Consider the following 25,679-nt stretch of genomic DNA (forward strand, 5'->3'; position numbering starts at 1 on the left):
GAAATCGTCTCCGATCCCCTTGAACGTATCACTCACCTGTGTTAACTCCGTGGATTAAGCAATTTCTGAAATTACAGCGTGTCCTCTCACCTGCGGAAACAACGGGCGGCTGTGCGCGCGCTCCTTACCGCTGGCCGAATGCAAGATCGGCCAGGCTCCATTCGTCCGGTGGCCCCTCGAACATCTCCCAGGGGTAGTCGTCGCTGGGGGATAGGAGCTCGGGAACGGTGTTGACGTTCCTGGCCAACCATTCACGCCAGATGATCCGCTCGTGGCGGTAACGCTGGATCTGCTGCGCCACGGCTTCCAGGACACCGAAGTGTTCGGCCAGCTGCTTCAGGGAGGTTCCGTGAACTACCGACCAGGCGCGGCCCGTGTCACGGTTGACCAGATTCCAGGCGGCCAGGATTTCCAGAGCTTCGTGAACTGCAGACCGGGACAGCCTGGTGACCGCAACGACCTCCATAGTGGATAGCCCGGGGGATTGCTCCAGTGCTTCGTAGACGAACGCCGCCGGTAGACCCAGTTCCCGGAAGACCGGGCGGAGGGCGTGGATCTTTCCTTTCTGCCAGGTGGCGTCCTCGGCCGCGGCCTTCAGATCCTCGGGGACGGTAAGCATGTATAGGTCGCCCTTTGTTCCGCGGGCTTCCTCAACCAAGGTGACAAGGGGGTCCTTCTCCGCGCGAAGCTCCCGCAGGTGAAGGCCGACGGTGGTGTGGTCGAGCCCGGTGGCCACGGCGATCGACCGAACCCCGAACTCAACGAATCGGGAAGCCGTCATATGGGCTGCTTCCCCCAAGGCCCGCAACACCATCCTCCGAGCCATACCGGTCCTGAACTGCTGATAGTTCATCTCTCTGATCCTGAGAGCATTGCGCCAGGTCCGGATGAACCGATGCTCTGCATCGGGATTTGAAAGTGAGTTTGAAGCCTTTATCGCTGCCGCCTGTGTATTTGGCTGGCTTGTGGGGGATGTGCGGACATTGTTCTTCCCTTCCCGATTCGTCGGGTTTTTGCTGAGGTAGGTGACGGCTTTCATCCAGTCCCTGCGCAGGGCCGGGAGTCGGTGCCGGGCTGCATACCGGGCGTAGAAAGAGGCAAGTCCGGGCCAGGTTCCCTGGAGCATCCGGCGCTCCACATCCACCAGCTCGAGGCCGGCGGCCGCGGCGCCAACGATGACTGCCTGGCGGGCGTCGGAGTCCGTGGCGTAGCGGTTCGTGTCGTACATCCCGGTCTGGGCGAGTACCTGCATGGTCCTGGACATTCGGCCCACGGGCTGGTCGAGGATGGGGGCGTCCGAGGATGCCGGGTTGAACGTTTCTTCCAGGCGTAGCGCCCGGACGGCCTTGATCTCGGCAGTCAGGTCTTTGGTCATTGCCGCCCAGATGCTCGGGCTGTTGGGGCGGCGGGCAACGTCGTAGGCCATGGACAGGCTCATCGCCAGCTCCTGGTGGCCGCCGCGCTTGTGCGGAGAACCAGGGGTGCGCATGCAGCCGTGAAGCAGGTTCTGGTGCGGGGTCTTGTCCAGGGTCCGGTATCGGGTGCCTAGCGCCTCGACAAGATCCCGCGCTTCGGAGAAAGTGACCCGCTGCGCCAGCGGGACGTAGACGTGGCGGCCACCGTTGGGGGAGTAGTCCTCAATCCAGCGGGCCCCGACTGAGTGCAGCCAGGTTTGGACGGCCCGGACGTCGGCTTGGACCCAATCGGGGCCGGCTACTGACGAGTCAAAGTCGAGAAAGATGGCGGCGCAGGTGCCGTCCTTGCCGAAAATACGGACTGCCGCGGGAAACGACGGGAGCGCCTCGGTGAGGTTCCGTTCATGTTTCTGCGGGTAGCTCTTACCGGCGTCGCGGGAGAGGCGGACGCGTGGCTGTCCGGCAAGTAAGGGGGAGAGGGCCGCCCAAACTTGGGCAGGGTCGTTGGACTGGCGCGACACGCCAGCCTCGGGCAGGGCTGGCAGCACGCGCGCGTGCTGATGTACGATGAGGACATTCCTTTCAAAGTGAGCGCTTCGGAGGGCTAACAAAGGGCCGGCCCGCCAAGACCGGTTTCATAGCACAACAACTGGTGGACCCGCCAAGGTCTACCACTCGACTTACAGACTGAGCGCCGGGAAGCAATCCAGAATGTAAGTCTCAAGCTTCGGAGGCCCGCTTAGTGCGGGCCTCCATTTTTATGAGGCGATGCGGATGGGCAGTTCCTCCTGGTGGTGGAAGTGGTTGCGCAGTGCCCTGTCCTCGATGAGCGACCGGGCAACGGCGGACGAGACGTAGTCAGAAACTGTGATGCCCTTCGCTGCGGCGACCTGGGCAACTTCTTCAGCCGTCTCTTCCTGTACGCGGAAGCCAATGTATTTGCGGAGGCCCCTGCTGGGTCGTCCGCGTCCACGCTTGATTTGTGCAGCCATTGTCTCGTCCTTTGAATCTCGTCCAGCTGCCGGGCCGGACTGCTTCATCGTTGGTGTTGCTGGTAGCCGATCTGGCCCTGCATTTTTGTTTGCAGGTTTGCGGCTGATTCGAAGTTAGCACCGGCGCCGATAGCAACCGGGTATTTGTTAACTGCAAACACTAGGCGTGTCGCAGGCAACGCGGGAACATGCCGACCGACGCAGTGTCCACCGCATCAATGTCCTCCTCCCAAAGGTTGAGATCGAATCTAGCCCGCCAAGCCGGGCCTCGGCGCTGTATCGGCCGTTCTTCACCCCTCGCTTAACCCCTCCATTCGTCCCAGGCCGGCTCGAGCCCGGGGGAGGGGTGACAAAGTTAGTGATAGCGGAAAATCAGGTCCAAGCCGGTCCGCTGGCAGCAGGTGGTATTTTCAGCTATCACTAAGTGCGCCGGTTGCTCATCAGGTCGACGCTACTGAAGTGGCCAGGCCGAAGGAGAGCCTCGGCGCATGCTGGTCCGGAGAGCATCGTTGGAAGAGCCCGGCGCGGGCTCACACGCGCGGGCGCGCGGAACCAACGTTAGTCGCCGGAACCCAGACGACCCTCTATGTCGGCTGAGCAGCTACTGCGCCTGGTCCGGATCCCAGTCGTCGTTCTCCAGGCTCTTCAGGGTTTCGATGAGTTCCTCAGACCGGGGTAACTGGTCGGCCGGCAGGGCCGGTGAGGTAGTCCGCAGCTTCTTTGGCCGTAAGGTCCCCGTCAGCCGGCAGTCCGTCCCGTCGTTCTTGGTCCAATCAGGCCCCCTCGTTGGTGGACTAACACCCGTAGGCACTCTTGACCGGACTCCAGTCATTTACCCGGGTCATCATAGGCCGAGCATCGTTTCTACGTGGCGCCACCTGCATGTGCTCACTCATAGTTCGGGGGAGTCGGTGGTCAAGACCGTGGTGGCAACATCGGCGGCGGTGGCTGGAGCGCTGGCATGGTAGCCCCGTTGCCCCACCCCATGGCTCTGGATATGCTCATCTTGCCCGTGCCCCGTCGGTACGGCATCACGGCTTGAGGGACTTGATGCGACGTTTATTTTTGGGTGCTTGCGTAATTGCCGCCACGATGTTGGGCAGTGTCGCCTTCGCTGGACCCGCCCGAGCCGAGGACTTCTCGTGGCATAACCTTGTCCAAGATGACCGGGACGGCGGCCTGATTTTTGGGGACCTCGTCACCATTCGCGACGATGGACTCGCTTACGTCTACGCAGACAACGGTGTCTCCCAGCCTGAGCGGACAGCCGGTTACGTCGGACCGGACGTCAACGCGATACTCATGCCGGGGGACTGGGACGGCGATGGCTACGCAGATTGGATCTATCGAAGTACCGATGGATCACTCCACCGGATGCCAGGCTGGAGCGGTGGCACACCAAGGAATCAGATTGGCTGGGGATGGGACGTCATGACCGCCCTGACATCCCCGGGGGACTGGGACGGCGACGGCGCCCCGGACGTCTTGGCCCGGGACGCCAGCGGTGCGCTGTGGCTGTACCGCGGTGACGGGGATGGTCATTGGTATCCTGGCCGCACACAGGTGGGCTCCGGATGGAACATCATGAACGCAATCTTTAGCGGACATGACTTCAACGGTGATGGATCATCAGACGTCCTCGCCCGTGATGTCTACGACGCCCTCTGGCTCTATCCGGGAAACGGCACCGGTGGCTGGCAAAACCGCGTACAGATCGGCAGGGGCTGGCAATCGATGGCAAAATTCGCCGCACCGGGTGACTTTGACCGGGACGGCGTCGGAGACGTCATAGCGCAGGACATCAACGGGAAGGTCTGGCTATACCCAGGAAACGGCACCGGCGGCTTCACGGGCCAGCGCTTCCTGATGGACGTTCCGGCGTCCAAAGTCATGGGGTAGTGGCCCGCTAGCTTGCCGACCAACTGTTTTCCGCAGAGCCGAATTGATGCATCAGATGCAATATCAACCTCTTTTGGTTGACATAAGCTCTGTTATCGGCGTTTCCAAACCACGCAGGGGAGAGACTCGGAAAGACCGCTGAAACACCCCTGCACAGTGCCCTCAGACGGCCGGCCGCTTACCGGCCGAATAAGGTTCGATCTGCTGGCACGACGGCTTGCCGGTCGTCGTCGATTCGGTAGATCGTCCTGAAGTTGGCAGTGAGCAGTGTGATGTCTTCAAGGGTGATGCTGATGAAAGCTGATCGCTTTTTCAGGTACAGGAAGAGCTCCTGCGACGGCCACATCAGCTCGTCCATGTAGGTGTTGAAGGATCTGCCGCTGGCCCTGGTGTAGGCCCTGAGTGCCGCCTGGTCAGTGATCCGCCGGCCGTAGGTGAGTTCGATGTCGACGTCGCCGACAGGGTCGACCTCGGGATCCAGGTAGCTTCCGAAGACCCGCAGCGTGTCGATGAACATCGGCTTGGACGTATCCGCGTTGTATGCCCTGGCGCGGCCCAGCAGCTCGACGACGAGCCGGTCTGCGGTCTTACGGCTGATGGGCCTACCGAAGCTGGCCATCGCCAGCGAGTTGCCCAGAATGGTGGTATCCCACCAGACGTCCCCGTCCTGGTCGGTCCGGATCTTCTCAAGGTAGCCGGCAGCTTCCAGATCAGCGAAGACAGTCTGGAGGTCGAATCCGGTGCCGGCGAGCAGGTCCTCGGCGATCTCGGCGACCGTCTCCCGGCCGCGGAACTTACGGCAGATGGCGCGGGCCAGCTCGGCCGGCAGCCCGGCTATCACATCGGTTTTCGAAACCCTCACATGGGACAGCCTAGACGACCTCGGATGGGACTAGCTCGCCTCATCGATGGGTGCGGGCTCGATCAGCGCTGGACCGTTGTTGCGGACGCTGTTGACCCTGGTGCTGACCACGCGCGGGACCAAAGTCGGCTCCGGCAGGGAGTCCAGCAGATGCTGGATGTCGCCCTTGTCGGTCAGGTCCGGGTCGAGCCACTCGGCGTACCGGTCCCGCGGGATGATGACCGGGCTGCGGTCGTGCACGTGGCCCAGGGCGTCCTGTGCGGTGGTGGTGAGCACTGTGCAGCTGAGCAGCCACCGGCCAGGGTCGTCCTCGGGCAGCGACGGGTCTGCCCACCATTCGTACAGGCCGGCGAAGCCCATCAGGTCCTCATTCTCGGAGTAGAGGTAGTTGGGGATCTTCTTGCCGTCTTCGGTCTTCTGCCACTCGTAGTAGCCCTCCGCCGGGACGATTGCTCTACGCTTGACGGCGGCCTTTCGAAACGAGGGCTTCTCCAGGATCGATTCGCTGCGAGCGTTGATCATCTTTGCGCCGATCTTGATGTCCTTGGCCCACGAAGGCACGAGGCCCCAGCGGGCGACCAGCAGGTGCCTGTCAATGCTGCCCTCGTCCAGCCGCTCAGCAACGATGGGTATGGCCTGCGTTGGCGCCACGTTCCAGCTGGGAGGTGGCGGGGCGCCCTCCACTTCCTTTGCCTCAAAATGGCTCAGCAGGTCACCAGTAGCCTTGGACATCACGTATCTGCCGCACATAAGCCAATTCTGCCTCACCATGGGTGCCTTGGTTCATCCGGAAGGCTGCATCAGCTACATAGAGCAGGGCCTTCTACAGTGGTGTTCCGCAAGCCGGCATGCTGCAAGGGCTCTGCACTCCTGTCCCGTCAGCGGCAGCCGTTAGGGAGCGGAGTTGGTTGTGAGAGACCCGCGACTAGGGAATGCGGGCACCGTGCTGTACGTTGCTTTCCGAGCAATCCGAACAGCAGAAAAGAGATGCACCGAAGTGGCAACTGATTACGACGAGCTCCGCACTGACGTCAAGGAATCCCAGGACAGCTCCCTTGAGGCTCTGCAGTCGGCGAAGGCCCCTGATGCGAAGTCCGTGGTCCTCGAGCTCGATGAAGCAGACGTACTGGACGGACTGACCCCGGGGGGAGAATTCATCGCCGAAGAGTTGACCGTCGACGTGGTCCCCCAGGCTGCCGATGAGTTCACCTGCTGGTCTTGCTTCCTGGTCCGGCACCGCTCACAGATCGCCCGGCAGAAAAACGGCCACACGTACTGCACCGACTGTGAAGGCTGAACCAGCCCGAATACCGGCGATGCGCGGCGAAGTGCCCGAGAGCGTCTGGGCCGCCATCGAAGCCGAGTTCACCCTGCCGTCCCTGGAACAGGTCCAGCAGAAGCTCGGAGAGCAGACCGCAGACCCTGAGCCTCTGCTGCGCCGACTGGTCCGCGTCTTCATCGGCGAGGGTACCTACTGCCCCGGCTTCCAGTTCACGGCCGCAGGCGGCCTGCACCCCGCCGTGACCGGGCTCTTCGAGCGGGCCATGGAGCTGAAGATCCCGCACGACTACTTCACGCCGTGGATGATCACGCCGTCCACGGATCTGCAGGGGGCCCGGCCCGTTGATCTGCTCAACGATCCCCTCCGATTAGGGTCGGCGCTCGAGGTGTTCGCGCGCCGCTAGCGTCCTGCCCGGCCCGCTAAAACCTGCTCGTGAGTGCCTTGGCGATCGCTTGCTCCTTGCTGAAAAAGAAGCCCGGTCTGGCCTCCGGGCGGAATGGGCCTTCGAGGACTTTCCTCGCCTCCTCCGCGTACTGGGGAGCGTAAAAGTAGATGCCGTGCTCCGGCCGGCCGTGCTGAGCTGGATGGCGGACCCCGCTCGCTCCGACAAAAATTGTCGCTGACTCGCTGTAGCCGTCATCGGTGTAGGTTGCCGAGACTGGCCACGCCCTGATCGGCGCCAGGTCAATGATAGATTCGACCCGTTCCGTCCGTCCGGTCCAGGTCCTGCGCTCGGTGAAATGCTTCACTCGGATCAGCGTTTGGGGCGGCTCGCCCTGGCTGCTGGCAAACAGCCGGCCAGCGGTGTCCAGTGAATCCGGGTGCGACCATGGCACATGGTGCCCGGCGGCCCGCAGGGTCTTCTGCCCCACCGTTTCGCTGACATGCCATTCTCTGCCGGTTGTCCATGACTCATTCCGGAGCAGGACCGAGGCGATCGTCTCCGGCCGCGCGTCGGTGTGATCCCGAAAAGCCCGCGCATACTCGGCCGCCACCTTGTCGGTAGCCCGTGCGTAGCAGCGGGAACACAATGTGCCGACTGGGGCCCACGCTTCATGCAGGGCGATGAACAGTGCGTGAGACGGCTTGCCCTCGTGATTCCGGGCGGCCTGGAACAGGGCGGTGTTGTGGTACGTCTGGGGGTGGTACATATGAGACGTGCAGATCGTCGCGGTGCACCGGCACCGGAACGTCGCTTGGTTTCCGCATTCGCAGTAATCAGACACTTCAGTCCCCCGTCGCTGCCGGCCCTGTTGCCGAAAGTATAGCCACCTGACCGGCCCGCCCTGGAAAGCCCGCGCCCTGCTAGCCTCTCCCCTTCGGGAGGCCCCAGCGGCCGCATGAGTCCGCCGAAACGCCGTCGTCTACGCATGTTTCCGGGTAGAGACATTGGCGAGACGAAAGGCCAGCACAGCGTGGCTTCCAGCACTGAACGCATCCGGGTGCGGCTTCCCGACAGGTTCGATCCGGCCCGGCACATGGCCCAGCTGATGAAGAAGATCACCGACACCCACGGTGAGGGCTTCGAGGTCGACTCCATTGAGGACGGAATGGCTGTGGCGACCCGGCAGGTGGCCGTGACTGAAGTCAGCCACAACGACAAGTCCAAGACCAAGGAGGTCCGGCTCCCCCGGTCAGTGAAGCCCAACGACGGCGAAAAGATGGCCGTTAAGCTGGCCGACCAGCACGGGGACGGCTGGGAGATGACGAAGTTCGAGCCGTTCCTGGGCAAGGCCGTCCTGACCCAGCTGAGCCCCGAGACCGCCCGCTGCCGGGGCGCGGCCGCACTGGCCCTGGGAGTGAAGCCCTGGGAGGTCCAGGTGAAGCCGCGCCGCGATGGTGGCTTCGATCTGGAGCTGCCGCGCACTTACATGCCCTCCAAGCATGATTCCAAGCTGGAGGAGGTCGCGACCAGCGTCGTCGGCCGGGATGGCTGGTACGTGAAGGTGAACGCCCAGAAGCTCACCGCGTCGATCATCCCGTCCGCTCCCCCGACGTTCCCGGCGATGATCCCGACGCCGATGGATTCCGTAGTCAAGTTTGACCACACCAAAAAGGAGACCTTCAAGATCCCGCTGGGCATGAAGCTGCCGCCGGCAGGGGAAACCGTCGGCGAGACGTTCTACCTGGACATGAACGCCGGCGCGCATCTGCAGATCGGCGGTACCTCCGGTGCCGGTAAGTCGGTCACGATCAACTGCTACCTCTCGACCTGGCTGGCCAAGGGCGCCGAACTTGCCATCATCGACCTGCCGACGAAGAGCGCTGACTTTGAGTGGGTCAAGGATTTCGTCCGACCGGGCGGCTGGGGATGCGCCTCCCCCGCCCAGTCCGCGGTAGCGATCCGGCTCATCATGGAAGAAGGTGAACGCCGATCCAAGCTCATCAAGAGCCACGGCGTCAACGACTGGAAAGACCTGCCCAAGTCGGCGGCCCTGAAACCGCTCATCGTGGTGGTCGACGAGCTGACAGGCCTGTTCGCGCTCGAGTCGGTGCCCAAGGCCGGCAAGGACGCCCCGCAGCTTCTCAAGGACATGGCGGCCGACGCTAACCGGACCAACCTGTTCAAGGAGATCCTGAAAAACGGCATCAAGCGGGTCGCTGCCGAGCTGCGCTTCACGGGGGTCTTCCTTCTACTGGCCACCCAGGTGGCGTCGGCGAACACCGGCATCGACCCGTCCCTGCGCACCAACCTGCACCACAAACTGCTCCTGGGTGCAAAGCCGACCGAGGGCAACCGCCGACTGGTCTTCTCCGACCCGGACCGTGTGCCGCTGATCCCCGAGAATGTCCGCTCCGACAGCGGCGCCTCCCGCGGTGTCGGCTCCTCCGAGCCTGAAGGTGACGAGCCGGCCATCTTCAAGTCCTACTTCGCCTCCGTGGCCGACTACCGCGCCTGGCTGGAGAAGCTGGGCGTGCCCAAGACGTCGCAGCCGGAGCCGACCAAGGCACAGATGGCCCAGCTGGAGGACGCCTTCGAATCTCCGGAGGACCAGGACGATGTCGCGACCCGGCGCGCTGCCATGCGGGACCCGATGGCCGATCTGATGGGCGATTCGGGTTACGACGAGAACGGACGGCCGCTCAGAGGTGCCGCACTGGCGGCTTCCCAGTCCCGGCAGCTGTCCAACATGGCCGGCAGGGCCTGACCGCATCTGGACACGAAAAAGGCCCCGGCAGGTGGCGGGTTCTAGCGGTCGTTGCAACACCCAGAACTTTTGGGAGTTGCAACGACCGTGTCGTCTTTAACGGAGGAATCTGCCGGGCGGAGGAAATACACGCCGGAGCAGAAGGCTAAGTTTTTCTCGTATGGGACCGGTGTGGGAGCGTGAGCGCGGCCGCCGCGGAGCTCGGCTTCAATCAGATGACGTGCTACCAATGGGTCCATAAATCTCGGCTCCCTGAGCCGGCCCTCCGGGATCGTAAGGCTGGGCAGCGGAAATACACATCCGCCCAGAAAGCGGAGTTCTTCAGAGTGTTCGACCGGGTCAAGAGCACGAGGAAGGCTGCAAGAGAACTCGCACTTAACCCTGATACATGCGCCGGGTGGGTTCGTAAAGCCGGGCTGAAAAGCCAGGGAAAGCCGGGCGCGGGCCCTCATCCTGGGCGGGATGAGTACTTCCGGCTGCGCAAGACCGGCGTGAATCGGAGGAAAGCCGCTGCGGCGGTGGGTATTCATTTACGGACCGCCGAAGAGTGGGATCAGGGAATCCGGAAGACTGGCGGGCGACGCATTTACCCAGATGGCAGGGTCGTCGATTACAAACGTGGTGTGACCACCATGACCTCCCCGGCGGCGCGACCGGAACGACACCGGTCCCGGTATCAGCGCTGGAGAAGCCAATCGACCGGCGATACCTCAACGTCCAGGAGCGGGAGCTGATCCGGGACCTGCAAGCAGCCGGGTCCTCGATCAGGGCGATCGCTCACACCCTCGGCAGATCGCCCTCAACGGTTAGCCGGGAACTTGCCCGCAATACCGATACCCGGATGGGCTACCTGCCCCACGGAGCGCACCGGAAAGCCGCTGCCCGGCGGGCCCGGCCGAAGACGGCCAAACTCGCCGTTGAGTCGGACCTGCGTGACTATGTGAAGGACAAACTGCTCATACGCTGGTCTCGGAACAGATCAGCAACACGCTGGTCGAAGAGTTCCCCGACAACCCGGAGATGCGTGTGAGTCCAGAGACGATCTATCAAGCCCTCTACATCCAAGCCAGAGGCGGACTCAAACGCGAGGTCCAGGCAGCACTGCGCACCGGCCGGACGCGCCGCAAACCCCACACGACAGGTGAGCAACGCACCCCAGGTTCATCGACCCCATGGTCATGATTTCCGAACGTCCGCCCGAGATCGAGGACCGCGCCATCCCCGGACATTGGGAGGGCGACCTCATCACCGGCGCGCACAACCAGTCAGCGATCGCGACCCTGGTCGAACGCACCACCCGCTACGTGATGCTCGTCCACCTTCCCGGCGACCACACCGCCGAAACAGTCCGCGAGGGCCTCATCAAAACCATGGCCACATTGCCGGCTCACCTGCGAGGCTCCCTTACCTGGGACCAGGGCGCGGAAATGGCAGGCCACAAGTCCTTCACCATGGCCACGGACATGCAGGTCTACTTCTGTGACCCAGCCAGCCCCTGGCAACGCGGCTCCAACGAGAACACCAACGGGCTGCTGCGCCAGTACTTCCCCAAAGGCACCGACCTGTCCGTCTACGGACCCGAAGACCTCGAGCACGTAGCACAGGAACTCAACGGCCGCCCACGCAAAACGCTCGACTGGAATACTCCAGCCGAGCGTTTACGTGATTTACTACTAACCACCTAACCAACAGGTGTTGCAACGACCCCTAGAAACCGCCGGTTTTCTGCCGGGGCCTTTTGTCAGGTCTCGCCTTAGGCGTTCTGGGCTTCCTTCTTGCGCCCGAAGAGCCCCAGCCCGGGCTTGGGTGCCTCGGCCTGCTTTTCTTCGGGCGCAGGGGCTTCCGCCGACTCACCAGCTGGCGGATCCAGCGGCGCCGGTGTGTCGAAGAAGCTCGGGTCCAGAATGGCGTCGCTGTGCAGGTCCGGGGCCGGGATAAGCACCTGGGTCATGGGCTCCGGCGCGGTTTCATCGGTCCGGGTTTCCGGAGCTGAGGGCGCTGCTGCCGCGATCACCTGCTCCCAGTCGTCCTCAGCGGAGGCCGGTTGCGCCTCCGGTGCCGGTGCCAGGTGTGGGGCGGGAATGCCGGCAAAGAAGTCCTCCGATGGCGCGGGCGCGTCGGCTTCCGGTGCCGGAACAGCCTGGTCCTGGCGAATCTCTTCGCCGGAGGCCTCTGCCGGGAAAGCCACGGTGAACAGGTCGGCTGCTTCGGCCAGTGCGGGGTTGTCTGCGGCGATCGCTTCAATGATGCGCACTGCCTCCACCCGGATACCGGCCTCGGCGGCCCGTACGCCCTCGGAAAGGCGCTGGTCAAAGGTCTCCTGGGCTTCGCGGACGTAGCGCGTGTGCGCTTCGTTGGCGGTGCGCAGCTTGCCGTCGGCCTCGTCCAGGGCGTCATCGCGCTTGCCGATCTCACCGCGGAGTCCTGCACTGACGTTCCGTTCAGCTTCGAGATTGGCGCGGAGCCCTGCGCTGACACCCCGCTCTGCCTCAAGGGCGGCGCGCAGTTCAGCAATGATCGGGGATGCTTCCTCGGTGCCAGGGCTCGCTACGGGGGCGGGGGCAGCCACCGGGGCGGAGTCTTCTGAGTCGCCGGCAGCGAAAAAGTCTCGCGTGTCCGGGGTGGCGCAGACGTGGGTGCGGTACTCCTTGAGCTCCAGTGCCTGCTCGCCCAACTGGTTTTCAGGGGTCGTTTGCGGGAGGGGGCGGAATCCTACGCTAAGGCTTTGGCCAGCGATATTCTCCGGTGAGATTGATGTGTTCCCATCCGAGCGGCGAAACATGGGCCAAGAGATCGGGCGATAGCAGCTTTCCATCGCGTTTCTGGTTTGCAACGACCTCGCCGAGCTTCATGGTGTTCCAGAAGATGATGATGGCGGCGAGCAGATTCATGCCGGCGATGCGGTAATGCTGGCCTTCGGCGGAACGGTCGCGGATTTCACCGCGGCGGTGGAAGCTGATTGCCCGCTTCAGCGCATGATGAGCTTCGCCTTTGTTGAGCCCGATCTGGGCACGCCGTTGGAGTTCGGCATCCAGAATCCAGTCGATCATGAACAGGGTGCGCTCGACGCGACCGACTTCCCGCAGGGCTGTCGCGAGCTCGTTCTGCCGCGGATAGGAGGCGAGTTTCCGCAGAATCTGGCTTGGCGCGACGGTACCGGCAGCAATGGTGGCGGCGATGCGCAGGATGTCGGGCCAATTGCGCTCGATCATGGCTTGGTTGACCTTTCCGCCGATCAACGCTCGCAGGTGCGCCGGGGCGGCCGACGGATTGAACGCGTAGAGCCGTTTGGATGGCAGGTCGCGGATGCGCGGAGCGAACCGGTAGCCGAGAATGGCACATGCGGCAAAGACGTGATCGGTGAAGCCGCCCGTGTCGGTGAACTGCTCGCGGATATGGCGTCCAGCATCGTTCATCAGCAGGCCATCGAGGATGTAAGGCGCTTCGCTTGCCGTTGCAGGAATCACCTGGGTTGCGAACGGCGCATATTGGTCGGAGACGTGGCTATAGGCTTTCAGGCCCGGGGTATTGCCATATTTCGCGTTGACCAGGTTCATGGCCTCACCTTGCTCTGTAGCGACGAAGAACTGTCCGTCGCTCGAAGCCGACGTGCCCATGCCCCAGAACCGGGCCATGGGTAACGCTGCCTGTGCCTCGACCACCATGGCCAGCGCCCGGTCATAGGCTTCGCCCTCGACATGCCACCGTCCAATGCGGATCAATTCCCAGAAGGTGTGGGTGTTTGTCGCATCCGCCATTTTGCGCAAGCCGAGGTTGATCCCTTCCGCCAAGATAACGTTCATTAGCCCGATCCGGTCAGCGCAGGGTGCTCCTGTGCGCAGATGGGTGAACGCTTCGGTGAAGCCGGTCGCCGCATCCACCTCCAGCAGGAGATCGGTGATGCGCGTGGGCGGGATCTGCTTGTAGAGATCGAGCACCAGATCTTCGGCGCCTGTCGGCGCGGCGGCTTCGAGTTTCTCGATATGCAGAACGCCGTTTTCAATCGACCCGCCCGGGATCGTGCCTGCGCGAGCGGCACGGCCAAGCTCGCGCAACCGCATGTCGAGGCGAGCTTGCCGGTCTGCCAGCCATTCCTCCGGCCGCAATGGCACAGCGAGACGACCGCCTTCCGCGATGGATTGTGCCGGAACGAGTGCGTGTTTCAGATCGCCATAGCGCCGGGACCTAGTAAGCCAGACATCTCCGGAGCGGAACGCATCGCGCAGATGGAACAGCACCGCGATCTCCCATAGGCGAGCGTCGCCAGCCCTCTGGGCCCGAAGGTGGCGATGCCATTTCGAGCTGGGCCGCAAGAAGCTGGTCATCGCGGCATCGTTCAAACCGGTACGAAGGGCCGTCACCGCTTCCAGAAGCGGCAGTGCAACGGGCGCAGCTCGCAGATCGAGCAGGCGCAACATGCGTGGAGCGTATCGGCGGAAGCGGTGATAACCGTCGAGCACATGATTGAGCGGATCGTCGGCCATGGTGGCGGTCAGCCTGGTTGCCATTGCAACAAGGGTTTTTAAGCCGTCCCACCCTGACCCACTCGCGATGACATCGCCCAGCGGCTGGCCATCATCCTGTGCATCGACCAGGGCGCCCCCGATCTCGGCGAAGGATTTCAGGGTGTCACGCACCACCCCCGCTTCGTCTGCGACCTTTGCATGGCAAATACGCTCCGAAGCACGGTAGAGACGGCCGACGATCCGGTCGTGGGTTTCGACCACTGCGTCGGCCAACATCGCCTGCCATTCCGAGACGCAAACAGCCAAGATCGCAAGCCGCCTGTCCTCCGGGAGATCGCGCATGCCGTCGGCATAATACCGTTCACCCTGCCTGCGCAGACGAGTCACCCGATGGGCAGGAACGCCGGCAAGCAGATCCTCGGGGAGATCGATGCGTTGCAGATATTCGAGCCGGTCGAGCAGCCGGTTGGCCGACGAAGAGTTCGAGCCAGGCTCGAACTGGCGCAGCCACACAAAACGGGTCACCCGATCATCAGCCGTCTCCTCGAGCAATGCCAGCAACTGTTCTCGGATCGACATAGGCAGCCGACTGGCGATCCTCGTCTCGATGCGTCGCTCGGCATCGACGAGAGCCGCGGCACAAAGCCGCTCGATCGTGGATGTCGCGGGAAGGACAGTGCGGGTGCGTCGGCACTCGGCTACGAAGCGACGGGCGATATCCTCGTTCGACACCGCCATCTCGGCTTCTCGGAACAACCATTCCTTCAGCTCGCTCGCACCACGTCCGGAGAAGGTGCGGAAGCCGTAGAGCCCCCGTAACTCGGCAAGATGCTCGTGCCGTGTTTCCTCGCGGGCAGCATAGTCTACGAGATCGTCGGCACCCAGGCCAAGCTGCGCTCCGATAAATTCGATGACCTCTGCAGGGATCAGTTCGCCTGGAGCCAGCACCCGGCCGGGATAGCGCAGGACACACAATTGCAGGGCGAAGCCGAACCTGTTGTGAGCGCGCCGACGCAGCCTGATATGCCCAAGGTCTTCATCACTCAGCGTATAGTGCTTGAGCAAATCCGTCTGTGAAGTCGGCAAGCGCAACAGCGCGTCTTTCTGCCGATCGGTTAGAGTGACGCGACGCGGCATACATGTTCCTTTTTCAAAATCTGATAGCGTTCAAGACGCTTTGTTTATGAAGCTGGTTGAGATACATTTCCAGAGGTCAATGCAATCGTGGCCGAAGCGCCGCCTCAAACCAACGTTTGTGATACATGCTGATCGGATATGCCCGCGTCTCCAAAGCCGATGGCTCGCAGTCTCTCGACCTGCAGCACGACGCCTTGCGCGCCGCAGGTGTCGAACGGGACAATATCTATGATGATCTTGCTTCCGGCGGTCGTGATGATCGCCCTGGCTTGACTGCCTGCCTCAAGTCATTGCGTGACGGCGATGTGCTGGTGGTCTGGAAGCTCGATCGCCTCGGACGATCGCTTGCCCATCTGGTCAACACGGTGAAGGAGCTGTCAGACCGCAAGATCGGCCTGCGGGTTCTGACTGGAAAGGGCGCTCAGATCGACACCACGACTGCGTCCGGTCGCATGGTGTTCGGAATCTTCGGCACCTTGGCCGAGTTCGAGCGGGATCTGATCCGAGAGCGCACCATGGCGGGTCTCGCCTCCGCGAGAGCGCGCGGTCGCAAGGGCGGACGAAAATTCGCGCTCACCAAAGCTCAGGTGCGTCTCGCGCAAGCCGCCATGGCCCAGCGCGATACTTCAGTTTCCGATCTCTGCAAGGAACTCGGCATCGAGCGCGTCACTCTCTACCGATATGTCGGTCCCAAAGGCGAGCTCAGAGACCATGGAAAGCATGTTCTCGGACTTACGTAGTGGACTTGCCTCGGTTTCGTTCCGGTCTTTTTGAGAGCATTATTTGTTATCAAGGAGACCATATATGTCATTAAAGCATAGTGATGAATTTAAGCGTGATGCAGTTCGCATAGCACTCACTAGTGGCTTAACACGCCGTCAAGTTGCGTCAGATTTAAGTATTGGGCTTTCCACGCTTGGGAAATGGATCGCATCAATTTCCGATGAAACTAAAATTCCTACCCAAGACACTGATCTTCTGCGTGAGAATGAACGTTTACGCAAAGAGAACCGTATCCTTCGGGAGGAGAGGGAGATATTAAAAAAGGCAGCAATATTTTTCGCAGTACAAAAGCTGTGAGATTTCAGTTTATTACGGATTACCGTGGCTCTCTCTCACGTTCACGCATATGTCGTTTGATGGGCGTAACAGATCGTGGTTTACGTGCATGGAAACGCCGTCCTCCATCACTGCGCCAGCGTCGTGATCTTATACTTCTAGCGCATATACGTGAGCAGCATCGGTTGTGTTTGGGGAGCTATGGTAGGCCGCGTATGACAGAAGAGTTGAAAGCGCTGGGCCTGCAGGTTGGGCAGCGTCGGGTTGGACGTTTGATGCGCCAGAATAACATTACAGTTGTTCGAACGCGTAAATTCAAACGGACAACGGATAGTCATCATACCTTCAACATTGCACCGAACCTATTAAAACAAGACTTTAGCGCAAGCGCACCCAACCAGAAATGGGCAGGCGATATCACTTATGTTTGGACCAGAGAAGGATGGGTCTATCTTGCTGTTATCCTTGACCTGTATTCCCGTCGCGTGATTGGCTGGGCAACAGGTGATCGATTAAAGCAGGATCTTGCATTAAGGGCACTGAATATGGCGTTGGCTTTACGCAAACCACCACCGGGTTGTATTCAACACACAGACCGTGGGAGCCAATATTGCGCTCATGAATATCAAAAGCTACTGCTCAAACATCAATTGCTGCCGTCCATGAGCGGGAAAGGCAATTGTTTTGATAACTCCGCAGTAGAAAGCTTCTTTAAATCATTAAAGGCTGAGTTGATTTGGCGCAGACACTGGCAAACAAGGCGAGATATTGAGATTGCAATCTTCGAATATATAAATGGCTTTTATAATCCACGCCGAAGACATTCAACACTCGGCTGGAAATCGCCGGTGGCATTTGAGAAAAAAGCCGCTTAAAATGAGAGATAGACCGGAACACAACCGGTGCAAGTCCATAGCAACTCGTTTCTTTTCGCAGGTTGAGCCACCTCCGCGCTTCATCAGAAAACTGAAGGAACCTCCATTGAATCGAACTAATATTTTTTTTGGTGAATCGCATTCTGACTGGTTGCCTGTCAGAGGCGGAGAATCTGGTGATTTTGTTTTTCGACGTGGTGACGGGCATGCCTTCGCGAAAATCGCACCTGCTTCCCGCCGCGGTGAGCTCGCTGGAGAGCGTGACCGCCTCATTTGGCTCAAAGGTCGAGGTGTGGCTTGCCCCGAGGTGATCAACTGGCAGGAGGAACAGGAGGGTGCATGCTTGGTGATAACGGCAATTCCGGGAGTACCGGCGGCTGATCTGTCTGGAGCGGATTTGCTCAAAGCGTGGCCGTCAATGGGGCAGCAACTTGGCGCTGTTCACAGCCTATCGGTTGATCAATGTCCGTTTGAGCGCAGGCTGTCGCGAATGTTCGGACGCGCCGTTGATGTGGTGTCCCGCAATGCCGTCAATCCCGACTTCTTACCGGACGAGGACAAGAGTACGCCGCAGCTCGATCTTTTGGCTCGTGTCGAACGAGAGCTACCGGTGCGGCTCGACCAAGAGCGCACCGATATGGTTGTTTGCCATGGTGATCCCTGCATGCCGAACTTCATGGTGGACCCTAAAACTCTTCAATGCACGGGTCTGATCGACCTTGGGCGGCTCGGAACAGCAGATCGCTATGCCGATTTGGCACTCATGATTGCTAACGCCGAAGAGAACTGGGCAGCGCCAGATGAAGCAGAGCGCGCCTTCGCTGTCCTATTCAATGTATTGGGGATCGAAGCCCCCGACCGCGAACGCCTTGCCTTCTATCTGCGATTGGACCCTCTGACTTGGGGTTGATGTTCATGCCGCCTGTTTTTCCTGCTCATTGGCACGTTTCGCAACCTGTTCTCATTGCGGACACCTTTTCCAGCCTCGTTTGGAAAGTTTCATTGCCAGACGGGACTCCTGCAATCGTCAAGGGATTGAAACCTATAGAAGACATTGCTGATGAACTGCGCGGGGCCGACTATCTGGTATGGCGCAATGGGAGGGGAGCAGTCCGGTTGCTCGGTCGTGAGAACAATCTGATGTTGCTCGAATATGCCGGGGAGCGAATGCTCTCTCACATCGTTGCCGAGCACGGCGACTACCAGGCGACCGAAATTGCAGCGGAACTAATGGCGAAGCTGTATGCCGCATCTGAGGAACCCCTGCCTTCTGCCCTTCTCCCGATCCGGGATCGCTTTGCAGCTTTGTTTCAGCGGGCGCGCGATGATCAAAACGCAGGTTGTCAAACTGACTACGTCCACGCGGCGATTATAGCCGATCAAATGATGAGCAATGCCTCGGAACTGCGTGGGCTACATGGCGATCTGCATCATGAAAACATCATGTTCTCCAGTCGCGGCTGGCTGGTGATAGATCCCGTCGGTCTGGTCGGTGAAGTGGGCTTTGGCGCCGCCAATATGTTCTACGATCCGGCTGACAGAGACGACCTTTGTCTCGATCCTAGACGCATTGCACAGATGGCGGACGCATTCTCTCGTGCGCTGGACGTCGATCCGCGTCGCCTGCTCGACCAGGCGTACGCTTATGGGTGCCTTTCCGCAGCTTGGAACGCGGATGGAGAAGAGGAGCAACGCGATCTAGCTATCGCGGCCGCGATCAAGCAGGTGCGACAGACGTCATACTAGATATCAAGCGACTTCTCCTATCCCCTGGGAACACATCAATCTTACCGGAGAATATCGTTGGCCAAAGCCTTAGCGTAGGATTTCGCCCTCTCCCGCAAACGACCCCTTTCAAGCCGCGCCTTCTCGCGGAGGGCCTCGGCGAGGTCAGCACCCGCTGAGCGGGCCTGGCCTTCATGCTTGTGCTGGAATTCCAGGACAGAGGTTTCGAGCTCTCCCATGGCGCCCAGCACAACGGAGAGGAAATTGTCGCGGCCGTGCTGGTAGGACTCCAGCGGGCTCGCTGTGGTGGCGGTGGTCATGGGACTCCCAGGGTGTGCGTCGGGAAAAGCATTTACCGTAACAGTCTATCTTCTTTACACCAAGCGAACAAAACCACAAGCGGCAGCAAAAAGCCCCGCTGCTCGACTGCGCAGCGGGGCTTTTTAATCGGGCGTTTAGCGGCTCTCCCAGGCCTTCGCCACGGCGTCCTTGACGTTAGCCTTGATGGCAGCGGTCGCGGCAGCCGCCTTGATCTCAGCAGCCTTCTTCTCCTCTGCTGCCTTAGCTTCAGCAGCCTTCGCCTCGGCCGCAGCGGCTTCCGCAGCAGGAGCTTCGGAGGCAGCCTGTGCTTCAGCTGCGACCGCGGGGTCAACCTCGGCGCCCGTTGCGGCATCAACCCATCCACCCTGGGCATTCTGCTGTACTGCGGCCCCGGTGCTGGGGTTCACGTAGGTTCCCCCGCCTCCCCCCGAAGGAGCAGTGTAGGACGGAGCGGTGTAAGAGGGGGCAGAGCCACCGCCACCGACCAACGGAGCACGGTAAACCGGCGCTGGAGCTGGAGCGGGAACGGGCGCCTGGTAGCCCGGTGCAGGTTTGGGGGCAGGTGCAGTGGCCGGAGCGGGCGCCTGGTAAACGGGAGGTGCGGGAGCCTGGTAAACCGGGGGCGCCGGTGGCTGGTAGCCGGGTGCGGAAGGTGCCGTGCCGGCCCCGCCTCCCCCTGGGCCGCCGACATTCCCGCTGCCCGAGCCGTTACCGATTCCACCGCTGGAGTTCGGGGCGCAGGTTCCGCCCATGGCGCCACCGAGGTTTACCCAGTGCATTCCCGCCGGGCACCCTGCCGCCTGAACGGGCGCGGCGCCGAACAGCAGGGAGGCTCCCAGTGCCGAGGCCGCGAGCAGGCCGGTCATTGTGCGCTTCAAGTTATTCTCCATTTCTCAGAAATTACACGCCGGGTAGCAAAGCGTCAACAACTCGTCTCTCACTTGGATGCTTGTTCGATTGCACCATACGTGAAAGTCATCTGCATGGAACGGGTGCTGGCCGACACCGCTTGTGTGGCGACATTTTCCTTCCCTGAATAGATGCCCGTCGCGGCCGCACCCCAGGCCGTTACGTTTGACACTGCCGACACAGCCTCGTCCTTGATGACGGCAGGGCTTCCAGCCCCCTGTCCTGAACCCATCGTTCCCTTCCCCGGTGCCCGGAAGGCGGCACTGCTGAGAATGCCGTCCATCCCACTGGAGAAGCCCGTGTACTTTACGTTGTTGTTCGTGACCTCCCCGATCTTCACTGCTGTAGCGTCCAAGGCGCCTCGGGCCTCGGTGAAGTTGATTTGCTCCGGGTCGACCCCTCCTGACCGGAAATCTCCGCTCCAAGAAGTGCCGTCGGGACTTGTTCCAACCCAAGTCGTTCCTTCGGTGAAGCCGAACCCATTGCGCATGACCGCAGTGAGTGCCCTTGCGGAAGCGGTGTCATCGGGTCCAGTCAGCGACCGGACTTCGTTGTCCGGGTTGCGGTACATTGACCCCTCTGTCGTTGTGAGAACTCCGGCGTAGCCTCCCGCGCCGGCCATTGTCTGCTCAGGTGCCTTGAACGACGTGAGCCAGGACTGTCCGATGACCACCGTGCTTCCCTCCACGAAGACACGCCTCCCCTCGAACCCGTTGGCACTCTTGAGCCATTCGGCAATCTTCTGCGCAGCGTCGGTACTGGAAGCTTCGATATAGAACAAGCGCGACGGTCCGGTCATCGGGATGTCGTGCTTTTCGTGGTCCTGGCTGCGGGAGTATCCGATGGCCTTGATGTCACCACTGAAGGAGGAAGCGTTCAGTTCGGCCAGTCTTGTGTCTGCAGGGGCCATGGCGCCCACCTTGGCCCACCACGACTCCGAGTACGGAGCAAGGACGAGGGTGTCCGCGTCTGCGGGGGCCAGCGCCGGGATGGCGGTTGCCACCTGGGCGCCTTGACCGGGACCTCCCCCAGAGAGGAGGAGGGCTGCGGTCAAGGCCGACAGGCCCAGGACCGCGGCGGCGGCCGCAGCGGTCCTGTAGTGGACCGGCTTGCGGCGGCTGTCTTTACGGAGGGGCTTCACTTGGTTCTCCACTGTGGTCGGTTGTTGTTGTTGACGGCCTGGCACGCCTGGCCGGGCACGTAGCCGTAGCACGGGTACGTGGGTTCGGTCAGCTGGTCCCAGGTGCCGTGGTATGGCCCGCAGCCACTGTCGAAGGTCGCGTAGGCGCTCAGCGTGAGCCTCAACCGGGCCGAAGGCGGGCCGCCGTTGGCCCCGGCGTTCTGGATGTCGAATCCGGAGGTCACACCGTAGTAGTAGGGGTGGCCGGCCCCGGCGTTGACGTTCGGGTTGCCGTCACTCGGTGTCAGCCACGTGCCGCTGGTGTTCGCGAAGTTGGCTGCCCCCTTATCCAGCTGCAGCCCCCAGATGGAAGTTCCGGCCCAGGCGCCATAGAGGGGCGCGTGGTTCAGGTCGATCATGCGAGCACCAACGTAGTGGTCCGGCCAGTCCCACCGCGCCGTTTGCTGGTTGCTCGGGGTGTTGTAGGAGCAAGTGATCTGGACGATGGCGTGGTGAGGCAGATCAGCCGGTGTGATCAGGTTGGCGGTTGTGCGGCTTCGGGTCAGCCCGTTCTTTCCCTTGGCGACCACGGTGTAGTTGTAGGTCGCCCCCGGGGCAGCCTTGCCGGACTGCGTGCCTGAACCGCCGCCGGAAAACACTTTGGGGTCATCGTCGGCGGCCATGGGCAATCCCAGCGAAGGATCGGACGTCACCGTGTCGTTGGCGACCGCCCTGCGGGTGGTCGTGATGGACACTGCTCCGGCCGAAGCGCCCCAACCGACGGTCGTCTGACCCGGCGTGCCAACGGATGAGCTTGAGCCGGCGACGTCTGTGCTGGTCAGGTTTGCCATGAAGCGCTCCCGGCCCTTGCCGGTGGAGTCCCCCAGCCACTGGTTTACGCCGAAGTCACCTGGGTAGGTGTTGACCGTGGTGGTGGCCACGTCGCTGTACCCGCCATTGGTGACGGCCTCATTCTTGGCCCGGGCAGAGAAAGTCACTGTTTCGCCCTCGGGGTTGGATGAGGTTGTCCAGGTCAGCGGTGATCCGCTGCCGGCTGCTGGCTGGTCCAAGGTTGAGACTGGAGTGCCGTTCCGGGACAGCACGTACTTGCAGGTCGCGGAGGTGCAGAACTTGTTCGCGCGATCGTTGCCGCCGTCTGCGTCAGCGGTTGAAGCGAATGTCGCACCCGAGGTGCTCAGGTCCGGTGCCTTGGTGGTTTTCAGGACCGGGGTGGCCGGTCGCTGGGTGAGCCTGACCTTTGCCGAGAAATCGACGCTTACGCCTGTCGGGTTGACCGCCTTGACGTAGTAGTCGAACTGGGTGCCCTTGGCCGCGGGATCCGTCAGTGATGTCTTCGTCAAACCGCCGGTGCCTGCCTGGCAGTCGCCGGCAAGGCAGGTGACTGCGCTGGTCATGGGTGTGACGCGGGCCGGCAGGTAACCGGTAGCGGAGAGGGTCGGTGCCCAGACAACCTGGTTCGCGCCGTCGAGGTCCCTGGTCTGTCCAGCGGCAGCGGAGACTGTGCTGATTGAAGGGATCGGAGGGAACTGCAGCTGAGTCACCGGCCGAGGGGCAGGCTTGACGTTCGGCTGGCTGATGGCGGCACGAACGGCCGCCAGCGCGCCTCCGCGGTAGACCGCGGTGGACGTAACCACCCCAGTGGCAGGCTCCTGGTACGTAACCGTGGGCATCGTGCCTGTCGCCGCGGTTACTCCTGCCTCGGGGTTGGCGCTGGAGGCTTTGCCGCTGGCGGTACCGCGCGGACCGTCATTGACGGCAGCCACGTAGTAGGTCCAGGTCGTGCCGTAAGGGACGATGTCCCTGTACGTCAGCGGCGAGGACGCCGGAACTGTCCCAAGCTTGGTGACTGCCCCGGCGCTGCCACTGTTGTACCGCCAGATGTCATACTCGATAGCCGTCGGTGATGCGCTCCAGGTGATGACGTTGATGCCCTTGGTCAACCGGTCAGAACCCGTGCCGTACTGCGGGGTGACGTTTACGTTCTGCGGTGCCGCAGGGTGCGTGAGCGTCGTGATGTGGGCGGAGTCGGCCGACTGCCCCTGGCCTGCTCCGGCGTTGGCTTTGATGAACCATTCATACCTAGCTCCCCAGCCGCCTTCGTCCCAGGTGAAGGTCGTGGTTGCAGCGGGCAGACCGGCGGCAGCCGAGTTGAACGCGGTCGTGAGCGGGTTGCCGGAGACCGGATCAAGCTCGCGGTATTTCAGGTCGTAGCTGGAAGCGCCTGGAACGGCATCCCACTTGAGGGTGATCCGCGGCTTCTTGAGCCCAAGAGCGCCGTCGGTTCCGTCGGTCCATTCGTGTGCCTCATCGGCGGAGGGCAGGACGGTGGAGTTCTTGAAGGCTGGTGCGGCGATCTGAGGAGACCAGGGCTTCGGGGTGCAGGCGTTGGCGCCCAGGGTGCCGTCGGCGTTGCGGGGCTGGACCCGGTAGTTGATGACCTCGACCGGGCCCGGGGTGACGGTTGCGTCGGTGAAGGACTTCTGCGCGTCCGAGGCAGCAGCAGTCACTGTGCCTACCTGGGTGGCGTTGCGGAACACGGCGTAGGACGTGTAGCCGGGCAGTGTGGACCAGGTGATGACCGGCTTTCCGGCGGCGTTGGTGTCCACCCGCACGGCGGCGCAGGCAGCCGAGGGGGCTGCGGTGTCGGCCTTGCCGGAGACGCTGCGCGGCGCGGCGGAGGTCTTGTTCTCCACGACACCGGTCTTGCCCCCGTTGGAGGTAGTGCCGGCCTTGAGGTCGATGTTGACGAGCGCGATGTCGTACGTCTTCTTGCCGTCAGCGGGGTTGGTGCGGGCGTTCTCGGTCAGGGCCGCCTTGGGGGCCTTGACGTCGAGAATGGCCCCGTCCCTGTCGGTGTAGGTGAACAGGTCGCCATCCAGCTGCAGGTTCTCCACGGATACGCGGGTGTCCAGGTTGGCTGTGCCGGCTGCGGCCGTGGGCAGGCTGCTGCGGTCGTAGGCTGCCACTCCGGCGTCGCCTGACCAGACCTGCTGGTACAGCTTGCCGCTGTTGACGACCCAGCGGGTGATGACGGGGTTGTCGGCTTTGCCCGCCTCCACCTCGGTGGAAGCGGTCACGAGCTCGTTCGGTGCGGCGTACTTGATGGTGTCCGATGCCTGGATGTTCGCCACGGCGCGGTCCAGTGCCTCGGAGATGGCCGTGTTCTGCTCCTGGGTGGAGGCGTTGCCGGCCGCGGCGTTGTTCATGGTGGTGAAGTACAGGATCGGTCCGCCAACGATGATGGCGGCAAGCCCGACGCCGACGACGGCGTCGACGAGCCCGGCTCCCGCATCACGGCGGCGCTTCTTGTACCGGTCAATCAGAGTTTTCAAGGCCATACCTTTCCTGTGTGCGGCCAAATTGTTTTCCGTCGCACGAGTCATGCCGTCCGTCTAGGGCGACCGGGTTCCGGCGGGCTGCTGGTAGTTGGCGAGGTACCAGACGGTGTTGTCGAAGATGCTGTCCCCGGTCGGTCCGATCGGGCCTTTGCGGTCCGGATAGCTGGCGTCGGTGTTGTCGCCCTGGCGGAATTGCCCGGCGACCCGGACGGTCATGCATGCCAGGGAGCCGGAGAAGTTCAGGCTCTTGGTCAGCGACCTGAAGCCGCCCGGTGCCGCGGTGGTTGTGGTGCACAGGCCCTTGGGCGCGTAGGCGTAGACGTTGCGGACCACGAGGGAGCTGCTGGAGGCCTCCTCGGTCGGGAAGGTGACGTTGCCGTTGGTATAGATGTTCAGGCCGGTGCCGGTAGTGGCGCTGATGTTCTGCCGGATCGTGACACCGCCGGAGACGTAGGCGTTGAACGATCCGTTGCCCTGGATGACGGTCGGCACATCGAAGTCCATGGATGCGTAGCAGCCGACGTTGCCGCCGGCGGTCAGTACCCCGCCGTTATGGGATGCCTTCCAGTCTTCCGGCGTGGCGCCGCCGCAGGTGGCCATGTTGTCCGTGATGAAGTTGGGGTCAAGGGCCAGTCCGGCCGGGGCCCGGACGGCTCCCGGGACGGAGAGGGACGTTGCTGCGGGTCCGTACTGGTAGAAGCTCGCCGCTACCTTCGAGGTCGTTCCCGTCGCCGCCTTGACGTCCAGGGTGCTGCCCAGCAGCCCGATCGAGCCGGTGATGAACGGATTGGCTGACCCGATGCCGTTCGTCGCCGTGACGGATTTGCCCATCAGGGTGTGGGTGAACGCTGTGGACGGTGCCACCTGGTACGTGATGGACTTGTCCGCCTCCACCTTGAAGCCGCCGACCCTGGCGCCCTGGGCAGTGGCCTGGACCTTGCGGGTCGCGCCACGGAATGTGCCGGTGGCGTGCAGAACCGCGGACTTGCCACCCGATCCCATAGTCACTGGTTCCGCGTACCCGGACCAGCTGCCGTCGTTGGAGGTACCCCCGGTCCGCGGTGCGGCCGAGGTGGGCAGGAGGGCCGGCTGGACCTCGTTGAGCTGGT

At 62.2% G+C, this 25,679-nt stretch carries 21 protein-coding genes and 1 pseudogene; 10 read left to right on the forward strand and 12 right to left on the reverse strand.

Annotation, left to right across the window (positions count from 1 at the left end; all coding sequences use genetic code 11):
• Positions 1-124 precede the first annotated feature (124 nt).
• Complete coding sequence (locus ACNAOU_RS25520) at positions 125-1,963, reverse strand: MarR family transcriptional regulator (protein ID WP_227471666.1); 1,839 nt, start codon at positions 1,961-1,963, stop codon at positions 125-127.
• Between the two features lie 210 nt (positions 1,964-2,173).
• Positions 2,174-2,407, reverse strand: coding sequence for a hypothetical protein (locus tag ACNAOU_RS25525; protein WP_193593915.1), 234 nt, complete (start codon positions 2,405-2,407; stop codon positions 2,174-2,176).
• A 1,050-nt stretch (positions 2,408-3,457) separates the two neighbouring features.
• Here ACNAOU_RS25525 and ACNAOU_RS25530 point away from each other — a divergent pair.
• Positions 3,458-4,306 carry an FG-GAP repeat domain-containing protein gene (locus tag ACNAOU_RS25530; protein WP_227471665.1) on the forward strand — a complete coding sequence of 283 codons (849 nt, stop codon included), beginning with the start codon at positions 3,458-3,460 and terminating at the stop codon, positions 4,304-4,306.
• A 178-nt stretch (positions 4,307-4,484) separates the two neighbouring features.
• On the opposite strand, the gene ACNAOU_RS25535 is transcribed toward ACNAOU_RS25530, so the two are convergent.
• Both ACNAOU_RS25535 and ACNAOU_RS25540 read right to left on the reverse strand, forming a co-directional pair.
• Positions 4,485-5,168 (reverse strand): hypothetical protein, encoded by a 684-nt coding sequence (locus tag ACNAOU_RS25535; protein ID WP_193593913.1) that lies wholly within the window; start codon positions 5,166-5,168, stop codon positions 4,485-4,487.
• Between the two features lie 30 nt (positions 5,169-5,198).
• On the reverse strand, positions 5,199-5,918 hold the full coding sequence (locus tag ACNAOU_RS25540; protein WP_193593912.1) for an SOS response-associated peptidase: 720 nt from the start codon (positions 5,916-5,918) through the stop codon (positions 5,199-5,201).
• A gap of 247 nt (positions 5,919-6,165) precedes the next feature.
• Here ACNAOU_RS25540 and ACNAOU_RS25545 point away from each other — a divergent pair, with 247 nt between their 5' ends.
• Together ACNAOU_RS25545 and ACNAOU_RS25550 are read left to right on the forward strand one after the other, a co-directional pair.
• Positions 6,166-6,465 (forward strand): DUF4193 domain-containing protein, encoded by a 300-nt coding sequence (locus ACNAOU_RS25545; RefSeq protein WP_193593911.1) that lies wholly within the window; start codon positions 6,166-6,168, stop codon positions 6,463-6,465.
• On the forward strand, positions 6,455-6,853 hold the full coding sequence (locus ACNAOU_RS25550; RefSeq protein WP_227471664.1) for a hypothetical protein: 399 nt from the start codon (positions 6,455-6,457) through the stop codon (positions 6,851-6,853). Before ACNAOU_RS25545 ends, ACNAOU_RS25550 begins: the two co-directional genes overlap by 11 nt.
• Positions 6,854-6,869: 16 nt before the next feature.
• Here ACNAOU_RS25550 and ACNAOU_RS25555 read toward each other — a convergent pair whose 3' ends face one another.
• On the reverse strand, positions 6,870-7,676 hold the full coding sequence (locus ACNAOU_RS25555) for a hypothetical protein (RefSeq protein WP_422759247.1): 807 nt from the start codon (positions 7,674-7,676) through the stop codon (positions 6,870-6,872).
• 189 nt (positions 7,677-7,865) lie between these two features.
• On the opposite strand from ACNAOU_RS25555, the gene ACNAOU_RS25560 reads away from it, so the two are divergent.
• The 3 genes and pseudogenes from ACNAOU_RS25560 (at position 7,866) to ACNAOU_RS25570 (ending at position 11,284) form a co-directional block, all read left to right on the forward strand.
• A complete protein-coding gene (locus tag ACNAOU_RS25560) occupies positions 7,866-9,599 on the forward strand; it encodes an FtsK/SpoIIIE domain-containing protein (protein ID WP_193593909.1) in 1,734 nt (577 codons plus the stop codon).
• A 547-nt stretch (positions 9,600-10,146) separates the two neighbouring features.
• Positions 10,147-10,368: pseudogene (locus tag ACNAOU_RS25565) on the forward strand (hypothetical protein); the annotation flags it as partial.
• Positions 10,369-10,771: 403 nt separating this feature from the next.
• Positions 10,772-11,284 carry an IS30 family transposase gene (locus ACNAOU_RS25570; RefSeq protein WP_422759258.1) on the forward strand — a complete coding sequence of 171 codons (513 nt, stop codon included), beginning with the start codon at positions 10,772-10,774 and terminating at the stop codon, positions 11,282-11,284.
• A 68-nt stretch (positions 11,285-11,352) separates the two neighbouring features.
• Here the strand turns inward: ACNAOU_RS25570 and ACNAOU_RS25575 are convergent, their stop codons facing one another.
• Positions 11,353-12,273 (reverse strand): hypothetical protein, encoded by a 921-nt coding sequence (locus ACNAOU_RS25575; protein WP_193593908.1) that lies wholly within the window; start codon positions 12,271-12,273, stop codon positions 11,353-11,355.
• A gap of 43 nt (positions 12,274-12,316) precedes the next feature.
• Positions 12,317-15,202, reverse strand: a complete 2,886-nt coding sequence (locus ACNAOU_RS25580; RefSeq protein ID WP_001138082.1) for a Tn3 family transposase — start codon at positions 15,200-15,202, stop codon at positions 12,317-12,319.
• A 125-nt stretch (positions 15,203-15,327) separates the two neighbouring features.
• On the opposite strand from ACNAOU_RS25580, the gene ACNAOU_RS25585 reads away from it, so the two are divergent.
• The 4 genes from ACNAOU_RS25585 to ACNAOU_RS25600 all read left to right on the forward strand — a co-directional run bounded on the left by ACNAOU_RS25585 (position 15,328) and on the right by ACNAOU_RS25600 (position 18,882).
• A complete protein-coding gene (locus ACNAOU_RS25585; RefSeq protein WP_193593888.1) occupies positions 15,328-15,942 on the forward strand; it encodes a recombinase family protein in 615 nt (204 codons plus the stop codon).
• A 64-nt stretch (positions 15,943-16,006) separates the two neighbouring features.
• Positions 16,007-17,136, forward strand: a protein-coding gene (locus ACNAOU_RS25590; protein ID WP_085959879.1) for an IS3-like element IS1133 family transposase whose coding sequence is annotated in 2 segments (ribosomal slippage) — positions 16,007-16,253 and positions 16,253-17,136 — 1,131 coding nt in all. Because the reading frame shifts where the segments join, the coding sequence is not laid out codon by codon here.
• A 106-nt stretch (positions 17,137-17,242) separates the two neighbouring features.
• Positions 17,243-18,046: an aminoglycoside O-phosphotransferase APH(3'')-Ib gene (gene aph(3'')-Ib / locus ACNAOU_RS25595; RefSeq protein ID WP_001082319.1), complete on the forward strand. Its 804-nt coding sequence runs from the start codon at positions 17,243-17,245 to the stop codon at positions 18,044-18,046.
• Positions 18,046-18,882, forward strand: a complete 837-nt coding sequence (locus tag ACNAOU_RS25600) for an aminoglycoside O-phosphotransferase APH(6)-Id (RefSeq protein ID WP_000480968.1) — start codon at positions 18,046-18,048, stop codon at positions 18,880-18,882. The genes aph(3'')-Ib and ACNAOU_RS25600 overlap by 1 nt, the downstream gene beginning before the upstream one ends.
• Positions 18,883-18,923: 41 nt before the next feature.
• Here the strand turns inward: ACNAOU_RS25600 and ACNAOU_RS25605 are convergent, their stop codons facing one another.
• From ACNAOU_RS25605 to ACNAOU_RS25625, 5 genes are all read right to left on the reverse strand, one after another.
• Complete coding sequence (locus ACNAOU_RS25605) at positions 18,924-19,181, reverse strand: hypothetical protein (protein ID WP_193593887.1); 258 nt, start codon at positions 19,179-19,181, stop codon at positions 18,924-18,926.
• Positions 19,182-19,316: 135 nt separating this feature from the next.
• The gene (locus tag ACNAOU_RS25610) at positions 19,317-20,060 is read right to left on the reverse strand and encodes a hypothetical protein (RefSeq protein WP_227471663.1); all 744 of its coding nucleotides are present in this window, start codon (positions 20,058-20,060) and stop codon (positions 19,317-19,319) included.
• Between the two features lie 59 nt (positions 20,061-20,119).
• Positions 20,120-21,232 carry a hypothetical protein gene (locus tag ACNAOU_RS25615; RefSeq protein WP_193593885.1) on the reverse strand — a complete coding sequence of 371 codons (1,113 nt, stop codon included), beginning with the start codon at positions 21,230-21,232 and terminating at the stop codon, positions 20,120-20,122.
• Entirely contained in the window at positions 21,229-24,570 is a 3,342-nt protein-coding gene (locus tag ACNAOU_RS25620) for a fibronectin type III (protein ID WP_193593884.1), read from the reverse strand. Before ACNAOU_RS25620 ends, ACNAOU_RS25615 begins: the two co-directional genes overlap by 4 nt.
• A 54-nt stretch (positions 24,571-24,624) precedes the next feature.
• The coding region (locus tag ACNAOU_RS25625; protein WP_422759248.1) for a hypothetical protein at positions 24,625-25,679 on the reverse strand (1,055 nt) is incomplete at its 5' end.

The organism is Paenarthrobacter sp. C1 (genome assembly GCF_049315185.1).
In the GTDB taxonomy this organism is placed as follows: Bacteria; Actinomycetota; Actinomycetes; order Actinomycetales; family Micrococcaceae; genus Arthrobacter; species Arthrobacter nicotinovorans.